Source organism: Streptomyces justiciae, from assembly GCF_015163075.1.
Lineage (GTDB): Bacteria > Actinomycetota > Actinomycetes > Streptomycetales > Streptomycetaceae > Streptomyces > Streptomyces justiciae.
On sequence record NZ_JADDXU010000011.1, the window covers coordinates 48,073 to 69,462 of the forward strand.

Genomic DNA, 21,390 nt, shown 5'->3' on the forward strand with positions numbered 1-21,390 from the left:
TAACGTCTTCCGCGAGCAACGAAATCAGCGCCAGCTGCGGAGGATTCACCATGCAACGAGTCGTCGTGTTCGACGAGTTCGGCGGTCCGGAGGTCATGCACGTCGTCGAGGAGCCGGTCGTCGAGCCCGCCGCCGGTGAGGTGCGGGTCAGGATCGAGGCGTTCGCCGTCAACCCGCTCGACCAGATGGTGCGTTCCGGCACCTCGCCCGCCACCGTCCCCCTGCCCCACGCCCGTCTCGGCGTCGAAGGAACCGGCGTCGTCGACGCGTTGGGCCCCGACACCACCGGGCTGAAGATCGGCGATCCCGTCATCCTCGCGGCGGTCCCGGACGCGAGCGCGCGGGGCAGTTACGCCGAGTACACCACGCTTCCCGCGAGCCAGGTCCTCCCCCGTCCGGCCGGGCTCGGCGTCACGGAGGCGGCGGCCGTCTGGGTCGGGTACTCCACCGCCTACGGCGCGCTCGTCGAGAAGGCGGGCATACGACCCGGCGACCACGTCCTCATCACCGCCGCGTCCGGCGGCGTCGGCCGGGCGGCGATGCAGATCGCGCACCAGATCGGCGCCGTTCCCCTCGCCCTCACCCGGCACACCGCACGCAAGGGTGAACTCCTCGCCGCCGGTGCCGCCGCGGTCATCGCCACCGACCACGAGGACGTCGTCGACGCCGTCCGCCGCCACACCGGCGGGGCCGGCGCCGACATCGTCCTCGACGTGGTCATGGGCCCCGGCCAGCAGGAGCTCCTCAAGGCGGCCCGCCCCGGCGGAACGCTGGTCGCCGCGGGCTTCCTGGACCCTCGGCCCACCCCGTTCCCGGCCGGCACACCGCTGAGGATCTTCAGTTACCGGAGCTTCGAGCACACCCTCGACGCCGTCGTCGTGAAACGCATGGCGGCCTTCCTGAACGCCGGCGTGCGCCTCGGTGCGCTGCGGCCCGCCGTCGACGAAGTGTTCACCCTCGACGACGTCGTGGCCGCACACCGCCGTCTCGAGACGGGTCTCCACGGCGGGAAGAAGATCGTCGTCACGGTCTAGGGGCCCGGGGGAGGCCAGAAACGGGACGAGTCGGCCTCAGGAGCGGGCGCTCGTGCGGGCGTGCGGTGGGCCGGCCGGTCCCGGGAGCCCGTCGAGGCCCGCTTCCGGGATCGCCGGTTCCGGGTCCGATTCCTCGCTCTCGCCGAGGAAGCCGCCCGACTGGTGCTGCCACAGCTTGGCGTAGGCGCCGTTCGTCGCGAGCAGTTCCTCGTGGGAGCCCTGCTCGACGACGGTTCCGCGATCGAGGACGACGAGACGGTCCATGCCGGCGACGGTGCTCAGACGATGGGCGACGACCAGGGCCGTACGACCGTCCATCAACCGCCACAGCGCGTCCTGGACGAGGATCTCGCTCTCCGAGTCCAGTGCGCTGGTCGCCTCGTCGAGCAGCAGGATCGGGGCGTCGCGCAGGATGGCCCTGGCGAGGGCGACGCGCTGACGCTGGCCGCCCGAGAGCTTCACTCCCCGCTCCCCCACCAAGGTGCCGAAGCCGTCGGGGAGTTGCTCGGCGAACTCCGTGACGTGCGCGGCCGCGGCCGCCGCGTGGATCTCCTCGTCGGTGGCGCCGGGCCGGGCGAAGGCGATGTTGTCGCGCAGGCTGCGGTGGAACATGGCGGGTTCCTGCGGGACGTACGCGATCAGTGAGCGCAGGTCGGTCTGGCGGAGCCGGCTGATGTCCTGGCCGCCGATCACGATGCGTCCGTCGTCGATGTCGGACATGCGCAGCAGGAGCCGGGTGAGGGTGGTCTTGCCGCCGCCGGACCTGCCGACCAGACCGATCCGGGCGCCCGCGGGCACGTCCAGGTCGAGTCCCCGGAAGATCGGCTTGGCGCCCGCGTGGGCGAAGGTCACCGCCTCGAAGCGGATGCCGGTGTCCCACGGTGCGAGCGGCTCGGGTTCCGCCGGGTCGAGCACCGTGGGCGGGTCCAGCAGCAGTTCCGTGAACTGCGCGGCCTCGGTCATCGAGCTTTCCAGGCGCCGGTAGATCTGGTTGAACTCGAACATGATCTGGGTCGCGTTGGAGTAGTACGTGAAGGCGACGACGACCTCCTCCACGCCCTGGCCCGGGCCGCCGAAGGCGATCGCGACCAACAGGCCCAGCACGTTGGTCAGCACGGACATCGGGGCGATCAGGGTGTCGACGCGCAGATTGCCGTAGTCCCACGACCGCAACGTCAGGCGCCGCGAGTCGGCGACCCGGCTGCGGTGTTCGTCGGCCTCCCGCCGCTCGGCGGCGAACGCCCGAATGGTCTCCATGTTCATCAGGCTGTCGGCGACATGGCCGGAGACCCGCGCGATCGCCGCCTCACGGTCGTTGACGAGCCTCTGCCGACGCCGGATCAGCGGCGTCGCGGCCACCACGGTCAGCCCGATCATCACGAACAGGCCGACGACGAGCATCGGTTCGTAGCTCCACAGCACCACGGCACCGAACACCAGCGGGACGAGGCTGCCCACGATCCGGTACGTCACCGTGTCGACGAAGTCCTCGAAGCGCTTGCCGAAGCTCAGCACCCTCTTGGTCAGGGAGCCGGCGAAGTTGTCGTGGAAGAACGCCGCGTCCTTGGCGAGGAGTTCGTCCATGCCGCTGACGTACAGGTGCTCCATGCCGAGGGCGTCCACGCGGTTCAGGCAGTGCTGCCCGATCCGCCACACGACCTCGGCGAGCAGCAGCGCCCCGCCGAAGCCGATGACGTACGGCAACGCCGAGGCGAGGGTGAGACCGCCGTCGTCGGAGGCCTGCCCTGCCAGCTTGGCGATCAGCAGAGGGGCGACGTAGCGGGTGCCGATGTTGCCGAGCGCCGGCAGCAGCAGCGCGGGCAGGGCCAGTCGTCGTAGTCGCATCAACTCCCTGCCGTAGCGGCGCAGTGCCAGAACGACCGCGCTCCTGCCCGGCGTCGGTCCTTGTGTGTCTGTTGTCCCCATCACGCTCCCGGTGGTTTCGAAGTCGGAAGTGTCCCGTCAGGGGAGGGACTCAGTCCAGGCATTTACCGCGGACCGGCGAGAACCGGACACGCTGGTACATGGGTGACCGGCCGGTATTGAGAGCGTCGAGTTTCCGAAGGGGGCCCTGTCAGGCGGTGTTGACGAGAGAACTGCCCACTGCCGGCGTCGCGTAGTAGGGGGAGCGGCGGTAGTTCTCGCGCCCTACGGCCGAAAGCGCCGGTTTCCAGAGATGGACGCGGTGCCGCCGCTCCCACCAGATCGCGGTCCGCCGTGTGTGCACCAGGCCGAAGGCCAGCATGAGCTGGAATTGCAGTCCGAAGAGCGGGAAGTGCAGCAGATACGCGCCTGCCAGCGTGGTCACGGCGATGAACGCCGCCATGCGAAAGCGGCCGCGCAGCAGTTGGCGCGTCTGCTCCGCAGGCCGGTCCAGGACGGACACGTCTGCAACCGGGACCGCGGACTTGAACGCCCGCAGCTGACGCGGTCGCGTGACGAGGAAGTTGACGGCCCAGAGCACCGCCATACAGGTGACGCCGATGACCTGAATACGCCCGGTGGTACCGCTGAGCCCCAGGTCATCCAGGGTGCAGAGGATCACCACGTCCGCGGCCACCCCGACAAGGACCCCCGCCAGCCCCTCCCCGACCTCGGCAACGACGACACGCACCAACACCGGCTCATCCACCATGCCAGCTGCCCTCCCTCAGGCCGACCGCCCACATCGAACACACATGCACCCGCGCGTGTCCAGAGATCAGCACCGACCTGGTTTCCCCCTGCCCGCGTGGTCACCCAGGGTGCCCTGCCGCGCTGTGCGGACCGTGTCCGGGACGGGAGAGCTACGACGACGTCCGGAGCTTCCTGCGCCTGTGGTGACGCCGGTTCATGCCCATGCAGGTGCCATCCCCTCGCAGTGTCCCCCACCGCTCAGTCGACGTGGTGGGACGGCTGGTCAGGGGTCTCGGCGTTTTGCGTGGCGGACCATGTCGCCAGGAGGCGTAGGGCGTCGTCTTCGGGGGTGCCGGGTGCGGCGCTCAGGGCGGTGAGGGTGAGGCCGGGCAGGGCCGGGAGTTCCATGGCGTCGAAGTCGAGGTTGAGGACGCCGACCGCGGGGTGCCTGACGGCCTTGCGGCCGGTGTGGTGCAGGCGGACGTTGTGTTTGGCCCAGGCGGTGCGGAACTCCTCGCTGCGGGTGACGAGTTCACCGACGAGGCCGGTCAGCTCGCGGTCGTGCGGGGCGCGGCCCGCCTCCGTACGCAGCAGGGCGACCGTGGCGTTCACGGACTGGTCCCACTCGGGAAAGAAGTCACGCGCGCGCGGATCCAGGAACTGGAAGCGGGCGATGTTGACCGTCTTCACGCTGCTGTCGGCATACATCGGTGAGTACAGGGCGCGTCCGAGCTGATTGATGGCGAGGATGTCCGTACGGCCGTTGCGGATGAAGGCCGGGGAGTCGGTCATGGACTCCAGGACACGCAGGACGCTGTCGGGCAGAGCGCCCCGGGCCGGCCTGCGCCGGGCAGGGCGTTTGGCGGCGGCGCGGGCGAGGTCGTAGAGGTGGGCGCGTTCGGCTTCGTCGAGCTGGAGGGCGTTCGCGATGGAGTTGAGGACCTCTTCCGAGGCCCCGGCGAGGCGCCCGCGCTCCAGGCGGACGTAGTAGTCGATGCTGACGCCGGCAAGCAGGGCGACTTCCTCGCGGCGCAGCCCGGGCACCCGCCGGTTGCCGCCGTACGCGGGCAGGCCGGCTTGCTGAGGGGTGATCTTGGCGCGGCGCGAGGCCAGGAACTCTCGGATGTCGCTCTCGGTACTCACGCCTTCCAGGCTAAATCGGGTCGCCGACGGGTGAGGGGTCCTGTCGGTACCTGTCACGGCAGGCCCTTCCTCAGCACCCTGAGCAGAGGTCTCCTGGATCTGGCAGTACCTGGGCGGGCAGCGGCAGACCGGCTGCCGCCCGAGCTGTCCGACCATCCCGTACGTCCCCGAAAGGCATCATGGAACTCGTCGCTCAGCAGGCCACCAACAAGGCACCCGCGGACTGGTTCACCGGCGACGTCTGGTTCGACCAGCTCTACGCGGGCCGGGAGCCGTCCCGGATGAACGCGAACCTGGTCCGCTTCTCCCCCGGCGCCCGCACGCACTGGCACATCCACGCCCTGGGCCAGACCCTGCACATTGTCTCCGGCATCGCCCTGGTCGGCACCCGCGACGGCACGGTCCTCGAGGCCCACCCCGGCGAGACCGTCTCCTGCCCGCCGGGCGAGGAGCACTGGCACGGCGCCGCCCCCGACCGCTTCATGGAGCACATCGCGCTGTGGGAGGTGAAGCGCGACGGCGGTGAGGAGGTCGTCTGGAACGAACCGGTCACCGACGAGCAGTACAGCCGCCCCCGCAGCCGCTGACCGGACGGTCGAACTCACTGACGACGTCCTGTTCGAACTCATCGAGGCGGTCACCCACCTCGCCTTCTACACCGGCTGGCCCAAGGCCATGACCGCGGTCGCGGTGGCGAAGCAGGTCTTCGTAGCCTGAGCGGGCGCGGAGCACGCCCGCTGGGCCGGAACGGAAGGAGACACCTCCATGCGAGGAACAGTCACACGGCTTTCCCACGAGGCACACGTCGACCGGCAGGACGCGGGGGTGGTGGGCTCGTGAGCCGGGTCCTGGTGACCGGGTCCGGCGACGGCCTGGGACGCGCCGCGGCGGATGCGCTGTTGTCCGCGGGGCACGAGGTGGTGGTGCACGCCCGGAACGAGAAGCGCCTCGCGGGCCTCGCGCCGCTGATCGACCGCGGGGCGCACGCCGTCGTGGGCGACTTCACCGAACGTGACGCCGTACGGCGGATCGCGGCCGAGCTGAACGACGCGGAGCCGCTCGACGCGGTCATCCACAACGCGGGTGTGTGGAGCGGGCCCGCGGTCATGCCGGTCAACATCATCGCGCCGTACCTGCTGACGGCGCTGCTGCCCGGCCCGCGCCGCCTGGTGTACCTGAGCAGCAACTCGCACTTCGGCGGGCGGCCCTCGCTCGACGGGGTCGACTGGTCGGGCCGGAGGGCGGGGTCGTACTCCGACAGCAAACTGTTCGTCACGACACTCGCCGCCGCGGTGGCCCGGCTGCGCCCGGACGTGGTGAGCAACGCCGTCGACCCGGGCTGGGTACCGACCAGGATGGGCGGCCCCAGCGCACCGGACGACCTGGAACTCGGCCATCGAACCCAGGAGTGGCTCGCCACCGCCGATGACCCCGAGGCCCTGACCACGGGCGGCTACTGGTACCACCGCGAACGCGTGCAGCCGCACACTGCCGTCCACGACGAGGCGTTCCAGGACCGCCTCCTGGATGCACTCGCCAAGGAGACGGGCACCACGCTGTGAACTGCTCCGGGCCCGCGTGTCAGTAGCGGCCAGTAGCCTCGCGCAGCATGGGGATCGAGATCGATGTGGTGGTGGGGTACCCGGACGGCGATGAGATGGAGCGGGTGCTCGGGCTGGCCGAGGTGGTGGGTGAGCCGGTCACTGTGACGTTTCTGTGGGAGGGGCGGGAAGAGGCGGAACGGGCGGTGCTGGTGCCTGCCGCCACGCTGGCGCTCTGGGAGCAATGGGCACCCGAGGCGTACCCCGGGGGTGGTGACCGGGAAGAGCCGGAGCCGGCCCATCCTGCGGAGTTCGGCCCGTTCACGCTTTTTCGTCGTCGTGTCGGAGGACGTACGGCGGTCGCCCGCGACGGGGTGGTGGTCGCCGAGCTCCTCGACCCCGAGGAGGCGTATTGGCTCCAGGAGAAGGCCCGCACTGTCCGGCAAGGGTTCATGGACCCCCAACAGAAGGCGGCGTTCGAGGAGTTCCTGGCCCGGCAGGCGGACCCTGATGATCAGTGATGTGCGGTGTGGCCGCGGACCACGACACGGAAGGCGATCGGCGTCTGGCCGGTGCGGTGATGGAAGTACTTGCTGAAGTGGGTCGCGCTGGAGAAGCCGAGGCGGTCGGCGATGCGGGCCGCGCTGTGGTCGCTGTGGGCCAGGAGGCGCTTGGCCTCCAGGACGACGCGGCGGTCGATGAACTCCTTGGCGCCGAGGCCGGCCGCGGCGAGCGTGGCGCGGGAGAGGGTGCGGGGCGAGTAGCCCAGCGCCTCGGCGTAGTCCTCGACCCGGCGGGTGCGGGCGAAGTCCTGTTCCACGGCGTCGCGGAAGCGCAGGTAGGTGGTGTCGGGCGCGGGTGCCGGGCTTCCGGCGGGCGCGGTGAGGTGGGCCAGCCGCAGGACGAGGACCGCGAGCAGATGCCGTAGGGCCGCGGTGTGGATCTCCAGGGGCAGGTGTCCGAGGGCGTGGAACTCGGTGGTGAGGTGGTCGGCGGCCAGCCGTAGGGCCGCCGCGTCCTCGGGCAGGGGGCGGCGCAGGACCGGGGCGTGCGGGTCCTCCACGCGGGCCCCGGCGGTGGTCGCGGGGTCGAGGAAGTCCTGCCGGAACAGGATCAGGGTGCCCTCGGCGTGGGTGAGGTCGCCCCACTGCTGGACCTGGCCGGGGCGTACCCACAGCCAGGAGCCGGGGTCGAGGGCGTGGCCGGTGAAGTCGACCGTGTGCCGCAGGGACCCGGCGCTGAGGGTGGTCAGGTGGTGGAAGTCCGGTCGCTGGGGTACGGCGAGCCGCTCGGCGGGGACCCGGTGGCGCAGGTCGGCCAGGGACAGCACTTCGACGCCGGCCGGGGTTCCGGCGGGCGCGGAGAAGGAGACCTCCGGGATGCCGCGCTCGGCATCGTGTCGGTTTTTGACCATCACTAGTCGCCAGCGTATCCGATCCAGCCTGTTCACCGGCCCTAGCTTGGAGGGGTCAGCTCGATCGCCGTCGTGCTGATGTCGGAAAGCGGTAAGGGAGAGGGAGCCGCTGGGCAGGAACCTCCCCCCAAGACCGGACCTCGCAAGGAGAACCGTCATGAGCAACGCCACGAACACCGTCCTGACCGCCGCCGCCGAGCTGTTCGGACAGCGGGACCCGAGCGCCGTGGACCGCTGGGTCGCCGCCGACTACCGCCAGCACAGCGCCCTGGCCGCCGACGGGCCCGAGGCCCTGCGGCAGCTGGTCGCCGGCCTGCCTGAGGGCTTCCGCTACGAGGGCGCCCGGGTGATCACCGACGGCGACCTGGTCGCCCTGCACGGCACCTACCACGGCTTCGGTCCCGACCCGCTGGTCGCCTTCGACATCTTCCGCGTCGACGCCGAGGGCAAGCTCGCCGAGCACTGGGACGCGCTGACCCCGCTGGTCGAGGACACCGCCTCCGGCCGTTCCCAGACCGACGGCCCCACCGAGCCGGCCGACCCGGACAGGACCGAGGCCAACCGCGCCCTGGTCCTGGAGTTCGCCGAGAAGGTCCTCAAGGGTGCCGACTACTCCGTACTGACCGACTACATCTCGACCGAGACGTACCACCAGCACAACCCGGAAGCGGCCGACGGCCTCGACGGCTTCGGGGCCGCCGCCGCGAAGTGGGCCGAGCAGGGCAAGAACCTGGTCTACAAGACCGTCCACCGGGCCATCGCCGAGGGCGACTTCGTCCTGCTCCAGTCCGAGGGCGAGTTCGGCGTCCCTGTCGCCTACTACGACCTCTTCCGCGTCCAGGGCGGCAAGATCGTGGAGCACTGGGACGTCATCGCCCCCGTTCCCGCCGAACTCCCGCACTCCAACGGCCTGTTCTGACGTCAAAGGGTCGGTTCCGCTGCGGCCGGCCGTAATTCGCTTGATCCCGGCACGCGACGTCGCTGCACTGTGCACGGCACCACGCTTCGTGGTGCCGTGCACTTCAAGGAGGCGGCGGCAGCAATGGAGATACGTTCCACGACCGACGAGGACCTGGAGGTCTTCGTCGACACCGTCCATGCCGCCTTCGGGCGCTTCCCCGAGACCCCGGTCGACGGCGGCGGGCTGTGGTGGTCGGCGCTCGAGACGGACCGCTGTCTGCTCGCCCTGACGGCGGACGGGCGGCCCGTGGGCACCGCCGCCTCGCACGCCTTCGAACTCACCCTGCCCGGTGCGACCTTGGCCTCGGCCCCGGGTGTCACCGCCGTCGGCGTGCTGCCCTCGCACCGGCGCCAGGGCGTGCTCAGCGCGATGATGCGGCATCAGCTCGCCGAGTTCCGGGCCCGCGGGGAGTTCCTGTCGGTGCTGCTGGCCTCCGAGGCCACGATCTACGGCAGGTTCGGCTACGGGCCCGCCACCTACACGGGGCGGCTGACGGTGCCGCGCCGGCAGGCGGAGCTCACCGCTCCCCGCGCAGGCACGGCGACCGACACCGGCTCGGTCGAGGTGCTGCGGCGCGACGGGTGCGGCGAGCTCCTGGAAGAGGTCTACGACCGGTATCGCCGCGCCCAGCCCGGCGCGCTGTCCCGCCCGCACCGCTGGTGGGCCCTGCGCGCCGGACAGTCCCCGATCTCACCGGCGTCGCGCTATATCGCCGTCCACCGCGACGCCGACGGCGTCCCGGACGGGTACGCCAGCTACTCGATCGGCGAGCACCAGATCCTGACGGTCGACGAGACCATCACCACGGACAGCGCCGCCTTCACCGCCCTGGCCCGGTTCCTGCTCGGCCACGACCTGGTGGAGAAGGTGGTGTTCCGGCACGTCCCGCCCCAGCATCCGCTGCGCTGGCAGCTCACGGACTTCCGGGCCGGCGAGGTCGGCGGCGACATGGACTGGCTGTGGGTACGCCTGCTGGACGTCCCGCGTGCGCTGACGGCGCGCGGCTGGTTCACGGACGGCGAGCTCGTCCTCGACGTCGAGGACCCGTTCCTCGCGGAGCGGGGCCGCTGGCTGCTGACCGTCTCCGAGGGCAAGGCGGACTGCGTCCCGACGGACCGGGCACCCGACCTCTCCCTGGACATCCGCGATCTGGGCTCGGTCTACCTCGGCGGCACCGCCCCGAGCACCCTCGTGCGTGCCGGACACATCCGGGCCCACCACCCGGACGCGGCCCCGCTCGCCGACGCCCTGTTCCGCGGTGACCGACTCCCGCACTGCCTGCACTGGTTCTGACCGGCGCCGACGCCCTCGTTCAACCGAACGGTTGAACGAGGCTTCCACCCCCCAGACCTCTCCTCTCTCCGTACAGACGACGCGGAACCCGGGCCGGCGGCAGCAGACTGACCATGGCCCGCGGCGCCCGGGCTCCCGCCCCCCAACCAGAGAGGTCTCCTTCGCATGTCCACTCTTCCCAGCAGACGGCGCGTCCTGACCGTCGGCGCCGGCGCCGCCCTCGGCGCGGGCGTGTTCGGCACCTCGGCGGTCCCGGCGGCGGCCAGTCCCACCGCGTCCCGGAACCGGACCGGGCCCGAGGAGACCCGGACGCTGGACGAGTTGTACCGAGCCGCTCTGGCCGAGGGCGGGAAGCTCGTCGTCTACGCGGGCGGCGACACCCCGACCCAGCAGGACGGCACCAAGGCCGGGTTCAAGGCCCGCTTCCCCGACATCGACCTGACGCTCGTCGTCGACTACAGCAAGTACCACGACGTCCGGGTGGACAACCAGTTCGCCACCGACACCCTCGTCCCCGACGTCGTACAGCTGCAGACGCTGCAGGACTTCGTCCGCTGGAAGGAGCAGGGCCGGCTGCTGCACTACAAGCCGTCCGGCTTCTCGGAGGTGTACGACGCCTTCAAGGACCCCCAGGGCGCGTGGGTGGCGACCGGCGCGATCGCCTTCAGCTTCCTGTACGGCACCGCCGCGGTCGGCTCCGACGCACCGCGCAGCCCGCTCGACCTGGTGGACCCGAAGTGGAAGGGCAAGATCGCCTCGTCGTACCCGCACGACGACGACGCCGTCCTCTACCTCTACAGCCTCTACGCCCGCCAGTACGGCTGGGAGTGGGTCGCCAAGCTCGCCGCCCAGGACGTGCGGTTCGCCCGCGGCAGCAACTCCCCCGGTGACGCCGTCTTCTCCGGGCAGAAGGCGATCGGCATCGGCACCGCGGGCTCGGCGGTGCCCTCCACGTCGTCCCCCGCGCGCTTCGTGATCACGGACGGGCACCCGTTCATGGGCTGGGGCCAGCGCATGGCCATCCTCAAGGAGGCCAGGAACACGGCGGCCGCCAAGCTGTTCCTCAACTGGCAGCTGTCGACCGACTGGCAGAAGAACTCCTTCAACGGCTGGTCGGTGCGCACCGACGTCACGCCCCTGGCCGGGTTGAAGCCGATCTGGGAGTACCCCGAGGCCCATCTGGACGGCTTCCCCCGTTTCATGGCCGACCGCGCCGAAGTGGAGCGCTGGAAGCAGACCTTCGCCCTGTACTTCGGCGAGGTGAAGGGCGACCCCACGCCCGGCTGGCTCGGCCTTCACCCCGGGGCCTGACGCAAGGGCGGTGCCGCCCCCACCTCGTGGGCGGGCGGCACCGCTCTTCACATCAGCCCTACAAGCAACGGATAAACTCGGCCTCCCTGTCCCGATGGATCATTCGTCCAGGGGGTTAGCCGTTGTCCGACCTGGACGCCGTGCCCGCTCACATGTCGGGCCGCCTCAGTCATGTCGCCGCGCGGCAGCTGCCGCACCTGGTGTTCTTCCTCGTCGTCGGGGTCGCGCTGATCCGACTGATCCGTCTGAACATCCCGCTGTGCTGGGAGATCGTGACGATCAGCGGGCTGCTCGCGGCGACGTACGCCGTCGGCCTGGCGTCGTGGACCGTGCTCGGCGCGCGAGGGCGCGCGCTCTGGGCCGCCCTGCTCATCGGGTTGTGGGCGGCCCTCGTCCTGCTCGCCCCGCCGCCCTTCACGGGCTCGTACGTGTGGTGCGCCCTGCCGCTGGCCGTCGTGGCGCTGCGCACGCTCGGCCCCAGGTCGGTCGCGGTCGCCGTCCTGGCGATCACCGCCGTTCTGCTCGGCCGGCTCAGTCATGACGCGGGGGGATTCGACCCGGAGCTGGTCCTCATCCCGGTCGCCGCGGTCTGGGGCACCGTCGCTCTGTACCGGACGCTGCAACACACCCTCGCGGAGCGGCAGCGGCTGGTGGAGGAGTTGCGCAGCACCCGGGACTCGCTGGCCGAGGAGCGACACCGCACGGGTGTCCTGGAGGAACGCGCGCGTATCGCCCGGGACCTGCACGACACGCTCGCCCAGGAGCTGTCCGGCAGCCTGATGCTGCTGCGGGCGGCCGAGCGGGACTGGACCGAGCGACCCGACGTGGCGCACACCCGGGTGCGGGCGGTCGTCGAGGGCCTGGACGTCGGCCTCGGTGAAACCCGGCGGATCATCCGGGACCTCACCCCGGCCCCGGTCACCCAGGCCGGCCTCGAGGACTCGCTGCGGCTGCTGTGCGCCCGCGCCCAGTTGGAGGGAGCAGCGGCCGACGTGGAGTTCCGCACCGTGGGCAGCCAGCCTCCCGAGCTGGACGAGGAGACCGCGACCGCCATGTTCCGCGTGGCGCACAGCATGGTCGCGAACGCCCGCGAACACGCCCATGCCAGTCGGCTGCTGGTGACGCTGCGCCATCATCCGGACCACGTCGAGCTGGACGTGCGGGACGACGGTGTCGGCTTCGCCCCGGCCGACACCGGCACGCCGTCCCGCTCCGGCCGCGGTCTCGGTCTGCCCTCGGCCCGCGCCCGGCTGCGGGAGCGCGGCGGTGACCTCGCCGTAGAGAGCCGGCCTGGCTGCGGCACCCGGGTCCGCGCCACCGTGCCCACCCGTCGCCGCCCGGCCGCCGCCACGGCCCAGCCGCTCACCTCGGCGGTCCCCCGATGACACCCTCCCCGCTGCGGCTGCTGATCGCCGACGACCACGCGGTCGTCCGCGCGGGACTACGGGCCCTGCTGGAAGGCGCCCCCGATCTCGACGTCGTCGCGGAGGCGCACAGCGGTGAACAGGCCGTCCGGCTCGCGCTCGAACTGAGCCCGGACGTCGTCCTGATGGACCTTCGCTTCGCCCACGGTGACGGCGGCATCGACGGCGTGGAAGCGGTACGGCGACTCGCCTCGGCGGCGCCGGCGCTGCCGGTGGTGATGCTCACCAGCTATTCCGGACGCGCCGACGTCGTACGGGCGTTGGAGGCCGGGGCCCGCGGTTACGTCCTCAAGGCCGGTCCGCCCGACGAACTCTTCCGTGCCGTGCGCAGCGCCGGTGCGGGCGGGATCGGGCTGGCGGCCGAGTTGGTCGGCCATCTGGTCGGGCAGGTCGTCAACCCCGCCGCCGAACTGACACAGCGTGAGACGGAGGTCGTCCGGCTGATGGCCGACGGGCACAGCAACCGCTCCATCGCGCTGTCCCTGCATCTGAGCGAGGCGACGATCAAGACCCACCTGATCCGGATCTACCGCAAGTTCGGCGTGGACAACAGAGCGGCCGCGGTGTCCGAAGCGGTGCGTCGCGGGCTGCTGGAACTCACCTGACGGACGGGGCGCGGCCTTGTCTAACGGGCGCCCTGGATGTGGAAGTTGAAGTCGGCGTGGCCGAGCGTGCCCATCAGGCGCAGCCAGATCGGCAGCAGCATCTCGGTGCCGCGGGCGGTCTCGATGCCGCCGAGGTCGATGACGCTGCCCTCGGGCCAGCCGAAGGAGGCCAGCAGCTCGGTGACGTGCTTCTTGGCGCCGGTGTCCTCACCGGAGACGAACACGTTGTGTGCCCCGGCGACGCGCGTGGGCTCGACCATGACCAGGCAGTTCATGGTGTTGAGGGTCTTGACGACCTTCGCCTCGGGAAAGGCGCGCTGGATCTGCTCGCCGAGGCTGTCGGTGTTGACGGGGTCGAGCGTGGGCGGCACGCCGGCGGAGAAGTCCAGCGGGTTAGCAACGTCGATGACCACCTTGCCCGCCAGGTTCGCGCTGCCCGCGGCGTCCAGGGCCGTCAGGGCGGCGGTACCGGCGGTGGTGTTGACGACCGTCTCGCCGAGGGCGGCGGCCTCGGCGAACGGCTTGAGCTGTACGTCGGTGTGGTCGGCATGCCAGACGGCGAACGGCGGGTTGCCCATAGCGTCGCGGTCGGTGCGGGCGAGGGTGGCCTGCGGATCGCGGGTGCCGATGACCACCTCATGACCGAGGGACGCGAGCTTGGCGGCGATCGTACGGCCGACGATGCCGGTGCCGAGAACGGCGTAACGCATGAGGATCGGTCCTTCCGCGACGTGGCGGGACGACGATGGTGCGTCCAGCTCCCCGGCATGAACCTAGACCGGGGCGTCGGGTATTCCAATCCGCCGGGCGAGTCACTCCGCCGTCATGCCGCCAGTGTCTTGTCCTCGTGCGTGGCGCTCTTGGTGTGCGCGCAGTACCGCCGCAGCAGCGCGTCCGCCGCGGCCAGGGCCTCGTCGGGGGTGCGGGCGCCGGTCAGCACGCAGAGGGTGTACGTGGCGTCCTCCAGCGCACGGCCGCACCGCCTGCCGCCCGACGCGTCGTACTCGATGCGGGCCTCGGCGAACCGTGCCAGCGCGGTACGCAGTTCTCTCTCAGCCGGAAGAATCATCACGAGTCCCCTGTTCGCCGGATGCCCTCTGACACCGCCGCTCGGCACCCAGTGCCGCCCGACAGACCCCGAGTGCCCCGCCGTGAAGATTCCACGCCTGATCAGGCGGGCCGGACGCGCAGCGGCAGGGACGTCCATGAGCGCAGGGTGTTGTTGGGGTGACGCTGCGGCGGGCCGGCGAGTTCGAGGTGGTCGACGCGGCGGGCCAGGGCGGTCAGCAGTGCCTCGGCCTCCAGGCGGGCCACGTGCTGGCCGACGCACTGATGGATGCCCATGCCGAAGCCGACGTGGCCGGACGGGTCGCGGGTGAGGTCGAAGCGGTCGGGGTCGCGGTTGGCCGCGCCGAGGAACATGAGGATCTTCGTGCCTTCGGGGACGACGGTGCCGGCCATGGTGATGTCGGCGGTGGCGGTGCGGAAGAAGGTCTGCACCGGTGACTGCCAGCGCACCGCCTCGTCGAAGGCGACGCGCACCGACTCCGGGCGGTCGCGCAGCCGTTGCCACTCCACGGGGTGGGTGGCGAGGGCGTACAGGCAGGCTGCCAGGCCGTGCACGGTGGTGTCGACCCCGGCGGTGAGCAGGGAGCGCACCACCAACGGCGCCTGCTCATACGTCAGTTCGCCGCGGTCGGCGGCCGCCCAGATGCGTGCGCCGAAGCCGTCCTCGCCGAGCGCCTCCCGCGCGCACTGGGCGTTCACCCACGCCGACAGCCCGGCCACCCGGTCCGCGTCGGCGGCGACCAGGTCGTTGCGCGGGCCGAAGGAGTTGAAGGCCATGTTGCCGTACGGCAGCAGGTTCTCGCGCCCGCCGGGACCGAGGCCCACCGCGTCCGGGAAGGCCCGCAGCGGGAAGGCCTCCGCCAGCGCCGAGAAGCCGTCGAACTCCCGCCCGCCGTCGAGGACTTGGTCGACCAGCGCCTCGGCCAGCGCATACCAGCTCGCGCGCAGGCGGTGCAGCGCGGGCGGAGCGAGGATCTCGCGCAGCACCCGGCGCGGGGCGTCGTGCAGCGGCGGATCGGCCTCCAGCAGCAGGCTCGGCGGCCGCCATGTCTCCTCGTACCGGAAGTTGGCCAGGCCCACCCCCGAACCCGACTCGAAGTGCTGCCAGTTGACCAGGGCCGCGTGCACCTGCTCGTAGCGGGCCAGCGCACGGACGTCGTAGCGGGAGAGGTACACGACCGGACCGGCTTCGCGCAGGGCCTGGTGCAGCGGTTCGGGGTCGAGGAGTACGTCGTGGGCGAACGGGTCGGCGTCACTGACGGGCGGCACGAGGGCACGCTCCAGTGCCTCGGTCATGGCGGCTCCTGGGTGGGTGGGTCGGAGGGGGCTCAGAGGTCGAGGACGAGGCGGTCGTCGCGGGAGCGGGACACGCAGGGGAACATGCAGTCGTCCGCGGCCCGTTCGTGGTCGGTGAGGATCGAGTCCCGGTGATCGGGCCGGCCCGCCAGCACCGGGGTCAGGCAGGTGCCGCAGGTGCCCTGCTCGCAGGAGGACAGCACGTCCGCTCCGGCGCGGCGCGCCGCCTCCAGCACGGAGACCTCCGGGGTGACGGTGACGGTGCGTCCCGTGCGGCGCAGTTCGACCTCGAAGGGCGTGTTCCGTACGGGCGCGGTCCGCGGGGCGGCGGTGAAGCGCTCGGTGCGCAGGGCGTACGGCGGCCAGTGGGCGCAGGCCGCTTCCACGGCGGTGAGCAGCGGGGCGGGGCCGCAGCAGTAGACCTTGGTGTCGGGGCGCGGCTCACCCAGCCAGGCCGTCAGGTCCAGCAGCCCCCGTTCGTCCTGGGGTACGAGGTGGACCCGGTCGCCGTGGCCGCCGGTCAGTTCCTCGCGGAACGCCATCGACGAGCGCGTGCGTCCGCCGTACAGCAACTGCCAGTTGGCGCCCAGCAGTTCGGCCTGGTGGACCATGGGCAGCAGCGGGGTGATGCCGATGCCGCCCGCGATGAACAGGTACGTGTGCGACGGGACGAGGGGGAAGTGGTTGCGGGGGCCGCCGACGCCGACGCGGTCCCCCGGCCTCAACTCGTCGTGGACGTACGCCGATCCGCCGCGCCCCGCGGGCTCCCGCAGGACGGCGATGCGGTAGGTGTGGGCGTCCCAGCGGTCGCCGCACAGCGAGTACTGCCGGGTCGTCCCGTCCGGCAGGATCAGGTCGATGTGGGAGCCGGGGGTCCAGTCCGGCAGCCGGGCGCGGTCCGGGTGGGCGAGGGTGAGGGACACGACGCCCTCGGCGACGTCCTCCTTGCCGGCGACCGTCAGGGTCGCCGCGTTCGCCGCGCTTCTCGGCACCGGCCGTTCGACACTCTTCGCGACCACGTCGTCGCCTCCCGTCTCTGGCTTGCCAGGCAGGATGCGGGGCGTGGACCCGCCGTCGCGACGGCATTCTCAATCAGTGAGAGACGAACTTCCTTCCGAGACATACGGCTTCGGCATCGCCGGCGCGTTGCCGCGGCCGGCCGGCGTCAGGGGCGCCCAGCGCGCGGGAGAGGCCGCGGGCCGCCGTGCGCACCACCGGCACCACCGACGTAGCCCCGGGCTCGTTCGGGACGATCACCGCGAGCGCGGCCACCACCTCACCGCTCGCGTCCCGCACCGGCGCGGCGGCGGCCAGAGCGTCCGGGTGGACGTATCCGGGGCAGTACGCGAACCCCTGCCGGCGCACCTCGGCCAGCACCGCCCGCAGCCGTGCGGCCGTCGCGGGGGTGTCCGGGGTGTAGCGGCGCAGGGGTTCGTCGAGCACGCGCCGGCGCAGTTCGGCGGGGCCGTGGGCGAGGAGGACCAGTCCGCTGGAGGAGACGTGCAGCGGCAACCGGCCCGCGATGCGCGTGTAGTTGATCACCGCGCCCGGCGCCGACAACCGTTCCAGGAACAGCACCTCGTCGCCGTCCAGCACGCCGAGCTGCACATGGTGGCCGACGACGTCGTGCACGCCCTCCATGAACGGCATCGCGGCGTTGCGCAGCGACAGGGAGGGCGAGGCGCGGGTGGCCAGCTCCCACAGCCGCATCCCGACCCGGACCCGGCGGTCGGCGTCCCGGGTCAGGAAGCCGTACGAGACCAGCTCGGCCACCAGTCGCGACGCGGTCGCCACATGCAATCCCGTGCGCCGGGAGATGTCCGAGACGGTCAGGGCGGGCTCCTCCGGCGTGAACGCCTCGAAGATCCGCACGGCCCTCGCCAGCACCGACTCGCCGTTCCGTGTCCTCACCCGGCCATCATCGAAGCGTTCTCCGGTACGTCAAGTCCTCGGCCGGGGCGACGTGCCACCCGGCCTCGGGGCCTGGATATTCTCTGCTGATGTCGAACAAGTCAGTGGCGGCGGGTGTCACGCTCGCCGGTGTGATGGCGCACTGCGGCGGAAGCCCGGCCGGTGCCGTGCGGTTTCTGGTGGGCGCGATCGCCTCGGCGCCGGACGCCCCGGAGCCGTACGCGGCCCTCGCCGAGCTGTGGCGGGACCGGCGCTCGGAGCTGGAAGAGGACCTCCGGCGGGACGCCTCCCTGGGCGCTGTCGTGGCGCAGGCGTACTTCTTCTTCCTCGACGGGGAGATGGACGACGCGGTGATGGCCCTCGGCTCGGCCACCGGCGCGCGGCCCGACGTGGCGTGGGGCGCCGCCCCGTGGTTCGGCGATGCCCGGCTGCTCGGTGCGGTGCGTGCCGAGGCGATGGCGGAGGCGTGTCTGCGGACGTTGGACTACGGCCACGACCTGGACTCCGACGCCATGCGTGAGCGGTTCACCCCCTGGTTCCGGGCCATCGACGTCGTCTCCGAGCGCAGTCCCGTACCGGAGTCCCTGGCCTCCATGGCGCGACTGCCGCGGGCCTGCGGCCGCTACGACCTGGCCTTCGCCGTGTGCGACCGCGCCGTCGAACCCGCCATGTGGACCGAGGTCGCGCGAGCGGCCACCTGGCGGGTGATGGGCCGGCTGGACCAGGCCGCGACCGCCTTCGAACGGGCCCTGGCCCTGGAGCCCGACAACTGGTCGGTCCATCTCGACCTCGCCGACGTACGTGCCGAGCAAGGCGACTTCGCCGGGGCCGCCGCACAGGCCGAGCAGGGCCTGGCCCACGCGCCCGGCGAGGCCTCCCTCCGCGCCGCGGCCGCCGCTTATCGCACACGCTCGTCCGGCTCGTCCGACGATCTCCGGGCGCTGATCGCTGTGGCGCCGCAGGTCCCGAACCCCGGCTACCGCAACCTGCTGATCGACTACGCGTGCGCGACGGAGGGACTGCCTCGCGAGCTGGTGGCAGAGGCGCGGCGGACTACGCGCCAGGCCTGATCACCGGACCGCGCAACGGCCCGTCCGACGCCCTATGCCGGGATCATGACGGTGAGCCACTGTGCCTCGCGGGGGCGGTAGCCGTGACGTTCCATCAGGCCCGCCACGATCGCCGGGACATGGCCGGCGCCGTAGACGACGGCCACCCTGATCGGCTCGTCGGCGCGCTCGGCGTAGATCTCGCCGAGCGCGGCGAGCAGCCGTTCGTCACGCCGGTCGCACATGGCGTGCTCGACGGGATCGTCGGCCAGCCATTCCGCCCGCAGCGTGGCCGGCAGATCGTCGACCGCCAGGTCCTCGTCGAGGAAGGCACGCGGACCGCGCAGCGCGAACACCAGGCCCATCACGGGAGCCCCGATCAGCAGGAGCAGATACATCCACCGCGGCAGGGTCTTCAGGTCCGCGATCGCCTCCGCCGCGGTCACGTCCGGGTTGATCACCGGTACGGAGTCCGGGATCAGCACGTCATCGCGCTGCTCCTGCAGGCCGTTGCGCCGGCGTCGCGGGGCGAACCGGTAGGCGAGGGTGAGGGCGCTGACTCCGGCCGACTTCCCTCTGATGCCCTCCAGCACGATGAGGTCGCACTCCTTGAGCCTGCTGCGCACCTGGGAGTAGAAGGTCGGCGAGGCGACGTGCAGCATCGGGAAGATCACGAACTCGAGCGGTTTGTCCCGCCGCCGCATGGTGATCACCGCGGATCTGACGGCATACCCGGTCACTTCGATGATCTGCATCGTCGCCCCCCGTGCACCTTGGCCGTTCCCCTGGCACCCGTACCAGGACACGAGCCCGCCCCGGGCCACGGTTCCCTCCTGCGGGCCGGTCAGCGGCGGATGAGGCCGAGGTCGGCGGCGGCCGAGCGGGGCGTCGAAGTCCACGACGGGCGTGTCACTCCCCTCTGAGCGGAGACTCGGCGTCCTCCGTCAACAATGCGGCGCGCTCCAGGAATTCGCAGGCGGTGTCGTAGAGCCTGATCCAGCGGTGTCCCGAGCGCGGCGTCAAGCAGCAGGCCAGCAGCCGCAGTTGGACCATCCGCGTCCTCACCGGGTCCGGCAGAGATGACGGCAGGGCGGCGAACAGCGGCAGGTCGTCCCGCTGCCGCAGCCCGGCTGCCGCGGCGGCGCACCAAGGGCCGGGCGGGCCCGCCTCGTTGCGTGTGGCGAGCAGCGCCGCGAGCACGACGCCTTCGGTCTGCGCGAGGAACGCGTCACCGTCGACGTCCCACCCGTCCAGGCGCCCACCGATCCGTCGGGCCAGGGCCGGGTCGGTCTGCGGAAGCAGCATCAGCTCGGCCGCGAGTCGGACCGCTGCCGTGACCGGATCAGCCGTCATCTGAGGCCTCCCCCGTGGCCGGTTCGGGCAGGGCATCGTCCATTCTGCGCCCGCCCGGGGAATCGGTACGGCGCCCGACGGGAGGCGGACCGGTCAGCGGCTGCTGCCGCTCGCGGTGGCGACCACGGCGGGCAGGACGGCGAGGGCGAGGACGCCGCCGGTGAGGGCGAGGACCGGGTAGCCCGCGGCGGCCACGACGAGGCCGGAGCCCAGGCCTCCGGTGGCGCCGGCGATGGCGATGGAGACGTCGACCAGGCCCTGGGTCCTGGCGCGGGTGGCCAGTGGCACCGCGTCGGTGATCATCGCGGTGCCGGAGACGAGGCCGAGGTTCCATCCCAGTCCGAGCAGGGCGAGGGCCAGGGCGAGCAGGGCGACGGAGTCGCCGGGCGCGGCGGCGGCCGTGACACCGGCGGCGAGGAGGGTGAGTCCGGCGGCGACGGCGACGACGGTCGGGCCGTACCGGTCGACGAGCCAGCCGGTCAGGGGTGAGGGCAGATACATGGCGCCGACGTGGATGCCGATGACGAGGCCGGAGGCGGCGGTGCCGTGGCCGTGGTCGTGCAGGTGCACGGGGGTCATCGTCATGATCGCGACCATGACGAGCTGGGTGAGGATCATCGTCAGTGCGCCGGGTATCAGCCCCGGCCGTCGCGTCGTCGTCGCGGCCGGGTGCGTCGGCTGTCGCAGGTCGAGGCCGCGGGCGAGCAGGAGGGGGTCGGGGCGCAGCCAGACGGCGAGGACGAGGGCGGCCAGCGCGTAGGCGGTGCCGGAGAGCAGGAACGGTCCGGCCAGGGTGGGAAGGCCGAGGCTGTCGGCGAGGCGGCCGGTGGGGGCGGCGAGGTTGGGTCCGACGACGCCGCCGAGGGTGGTGGCGACCAGGACCGTGGAGACGGCCCGCGCGCGGTGCGCGGGGGCCGCGAGGTCGGCTCCGGCGTACCTCGCCTGGAGGTTGGTGGCCGTGCCGGCGCCGTAGACGAACAGGGCGATGAACAGCAGGACGGGGCTGTCGGCGACGGCGGCGGCGATGACGCCCGCGCTGCCGACGGCCCCCGTCAGGTATCCGATGGCCAGTCCCGGTCTGCGGTCCCTGGCCTGGGAGATACGGCCCACCGCGACCGCCGCGAGCGCGGAACCCGCCGTGAACAGGGCGCTGGGCACGCCGGCGAGGTCGGTGGAGCCGAGCATGTCCTGCGCGAGCAGGGCGCCGACGGTGATACCGGCCGCGAGCCCCGCCCCGCTGAGGATCTGGCTGCCGACCAGGACGGCGAGGACGCGGCGTTGTGCCTCGGGCCGCGGCGATATCGCGGCGGCGGTGTCCGGGGCGGTGTTGGTCACGGGTGGATGTCTCCTTGGCCTTCTGGACGTCTGACG

22 protein-coding genes are annotated in these 21,390 nt (G+C 71.8%); 10 read left to right on the top strand and 12 right to left on the bottom strand.

Features of this window, described 5'->3' with window-relative positions; genetic code table 11:
- The first annotated feature begins 50 nt into the window (after window positions 1-50).
- On the top strand, window positions 51-1,034 hold the full coding sequence (locus tag IQ210_RS28105; RefSeq protein ID WP_194081948.1) for a zinc-dependent alcohol dehydrogenase family protein: 984 nt from the start codon (window positions 51-53) through the stop codon (window positions 1,032-1,034).
- Between the two features lie 36 nt (window positions 1,035-1,070).
- On the opposite strand, the gene IQ210_RS28110 is transcribed toward IQ210_RS28105, so the two are convergent.
- The 3 genes from IQ210_RS28110 to IQ210_RS28120 form a co-directional block, all read right to left on the bottom strand.
- Window positions 1,071-2,960: an ABC transporter ATP-binding protein gene (locus IQ210_RS28110; RefSeq protein WP_194081949.1), complete on the bottom strand. Its 1,890-nt coding sequence runs from the start codon at window positions 2,958-2,960 to the stop codon at window positions 1,071-1,073.
- A 148-nt stretch (window positions 2,961-3,108) separates the two neighbouring features.
- Complete coding sequence (locus IQ210_RS28115) at window positions 3,109-3,669, bottom strand: hypothetical protein (protein ID WP_194081950.1); 561 nt, start codon at window positions 3,667-3,669, stop codon at window positions 3,109-3,111.
- 239 nt (window positions 3,670-3,908) lie between these two features.
- Window positions 3,909-4,793: a helix-turn-helix transcriptional regulator gene (locus IQ210_RS28120; RefSeq protein WP_194081951.1), complete on the bottom strand. Its 885-nt coding sequence runs from the start codon at window positions 4,791-4,793 to the stop codon at window positions 3,909-3,911.
- Window positions 4,794-4,972: 179 nt separating this feature from the next.
- Here IQ210_RS28120 and IQ210_RS28125 point away from each other — a divergent pair, with 179 nt between their 5' ends.
- The 3 genes from IQ210_RS28125 to IQ210_RS28135 all read left to right on the top strand — a co-directional run bounded on the left by IQ210_RS28125 (window position 4,973) and on the right by IQ210_RS28135 (window position 6,855).
- On the top strand, window positions 4,973-5,380 hold the full coding sequence (locus tag IQ210_RS28125; RefSeq protein WP_194081952.1) for a (R)-mandelonitrile lyase: 408 nt from the start codon (window positions 4,973-4,975) through the stop codon (window positions 5,378-5,380).
- Between the two features lie 249 nt (window positions 5,381-5,629).
- Window positions 5,630-6,355 (top strand): SDR family NAD(P)-dependent oxidoreductase, encoded by a 726-nt coding sequence (locus tag IQ210_RS28130; protein ID WP_194081953.1) that lies wholly within the window; start codon window positions 5,630-5,632, stop codon window positions 6,353-6,355.
- 47 nt (window positions 6,356-6,402) lie between these two features.
- The gene (locus IQ210_RS28135; protein WP_194081954.1) at window positions 6,403-6,855 is read left to right on the top strand and encodes a hypothetical protein; all 453 of its coding nucleotides are present in this window, start codon (window positions 6,403-6,405) and stop codon (window positions 6,853-6,855) included.
- On the opposite strand, the gene IQ210_RS28140 is transcribed toward IQ210_RS28135, so the two are convergent.
- Window positions 6,849-7,748 carry a helix-turn-helix transcriptional regulator gene (locus IQ210_RS28140; RefSeq protein WP_194081955.1) on the bottom strand — a complete coding sequence of 300 codons (900 nt, stop codon included), beginning with the start codon at window positions 7,746-7,748 and terminating at the stop codon, window positions 6,849-6,851. The genes IQ210_RS28135 and IQ210_RS28140 overlap by 7 nt on opposite strands.
- 157 nt (window positions 7,749-7,905) lie before the next feature.
- Here IQ210_RS28140 and IQ210_RS28145 point away from each other — a divergent pair, with 157 nt between their 5' ends.
- From IQ210_RS28145 to IQ210_RS28165, 5 genes are all read left to right on the top strand, one after another.
- Complete coding sequence (locus IQ210_RS28145; protein WP_194081956.1) at window positions 7,906-8,667, top strand: nuclear transport factor 2 family protein; 762 nt, start codon at window positions 7,906-7,908, stop codon at window positions 8,665-8,667.
- A gap of 123 nt (window positions 8,668-8,790) precedes the next feature.
- Entirely contained in the window at window positions 8,791-10,002 is a 1,212-nt protein-coding gene (locus tag IQ210_RS28150) for a GNAT family N-acetyltransferase (RefSeq protein WP_194081957.1), read from the top strand.
- Window positions 10,003-10,167: 165 nt separating this feature from the next.
- A complete protein-coding gene (locus tag IQ210_RS28155; RefSeq protein WP_194081958.1) occupies window positions 10,168-11,313 on the top strand; it encodes an ABC transporter substrate-binding protein in 1,146 nt (381 codons plus the stop codon).
- Window positions 11,314-11,435: 122 nt separating this feature from the next.
- Window positions 11,436-12,698 (top strand): sensor histidine kinase, encoded by a 1,263-nt coding sequence (locus tag IQ210_RS28160; RefSeq protein ID WP_228048470.1) that lies wholly within the window; start codon window positions 11,436-11,438, stop codon window positions 12,696-12,698.
- A complete protein-coding gene (locus IQ210_RS28165) occupies window positions 12,695-13,342 on the top strand; it encodes a response regulator transcription factor (RefSeq protein WP_194081959.1) in 648 nt (215 codons plus the stop codon). The genes IQ210_RS28160 and IQ210_RS28165 overlap by 4 nt, the downstream gene beginning before the upstream one ends.
- A gap of 20 nt (window positions 13,343-13,362) precedes the next feature.
- On the opposite strand, the gene IQ210_RS28170 is transcribed toward IQ210_RS28165, so the two are convergent.
- The 5 genes from IQ210_RS28170 to IQ210_RS28190 all read right to left on the bottom strand — a co-directional run bounded on the left by IQ210_RS28170 (window position 13,363) and on the right by IQ210_RS28190 (window position 17,617).
- Complete coding sequence (locus IQ210_RS28170) at window positions 13,363-14,052, bottom strand: NADPH-dependent F420 reductase (protein ID WP_194081960.1); 690 nt, start codon at window positions 14,050-14,052, stop codon at window positions 13,363-13,365.
- 113 nt (window positions 14,053-14,165) lie between these two features.
- Entirely contained in the window at window positions 14,166-14,411 is a 246-nt protein-coding gene (locus tag IQ210_RS28175) for a DUF5133 domain-containing protein (RefSeq protein WP_194081961.1), read from the bottom strand.
- Window positions 14,412-14,512: 101 nt separating this feature from the next.
- Window positions 14,513-15,706: a cytochrome P450 gene (locus IQ210_RS28180; protein ID WP_194081962.1), complete on the bottom strand. Its 1,194-nt coding sequence runs from the start codon at window positions 15,704-15,706 to the stop codon at window positions 14,513-14,515.
- A 32-nt stretch (window positions 15,707-15,738) separates the two neighbouring features.
- Window positions 15,739-16,725, bottom strand: a complete 987-nt coding sequence (locus tag IQ210_RS28185) for a PDR/VanB family oxidoreductase (protein ID WP_407699728.1) — start codon at window positions 16,723-16,725, stop codon at window positions 15,739-15,741.
- Between the two features lie 73 nt (window positions 16,726-16,798).
- A complete protein-coding gene (locus tag IQ210_RS28190; protein ID WP_322656884.1) occupies window positions 16,799-17,617 on the bottom strand; it encodes an IclR family transcriptional regulator in 819 nt (272 codons plus the stop codon).
- 89 nt (window positions 17,618-17,706) lie between these two features.
- Here IQ210_RS28190 and IQ210_RS28195 point away from each other — a divergent pair, with 89 nt between their 5' ends.
- Window positions 17,707-18,687, top strand: coding sequence for a tetratricopeptide repeat protein (locus tag IQ210_RS28195; RefSeq protein WP_194081963.1), 981 nt, complete (start codon window positions 17,707-17,709; stop codon window positions 18,685-18,687).
- 32 nt (window positions 18,688-18,719) lie between these two features.
- On the opposite strand, the gene IQ210_RS28200 is transcribed toward IQ210_RS28195, so the two are convergent.
- The 3 genes from IQ210_RS28200 to IQ210_RS28210 form a co-directional block, all read right to left on the bottom strand.
- The gene (locus tag IQ210_RS28200) at window positions 18,720-19,421 is read right to left on the bottom strand and encodes a hypothetical protein (RefSeq protein ID WP_194081964.1); all 702 of its coding nucleotides are present in this window, start codon (window positions 19,419-19,421) and stop codon (window positions 18,720-18,722) included.
- Between the two features lie 154 nt (window positions 19,422-19,575).
- Window positions 19,576-20,019, bottom strand: a complete 444-nt coding sequence (locus IQ210_RS28205; protein WP_194081965.1) for a hypothetical protein — start codon at window positions 20,017-20,019, stop codon at window positions 19,576-19,578.
- Window positions 20,020-20,112: 93 nt separating this feature from the next.
- Window positions 20,113-21,354, bottom strand: a complete 1,242-nt coding sequence (locus tag IQ210_RS28210; protein ID WP_194081966.1) for an MFS transporter — start codon at window positions 21,352-21,354, stop codon at window positions 20,113-20,115.
- Between the last annotated feature and the right edge of the window lie 36 nt (window positions 21,355-21,390).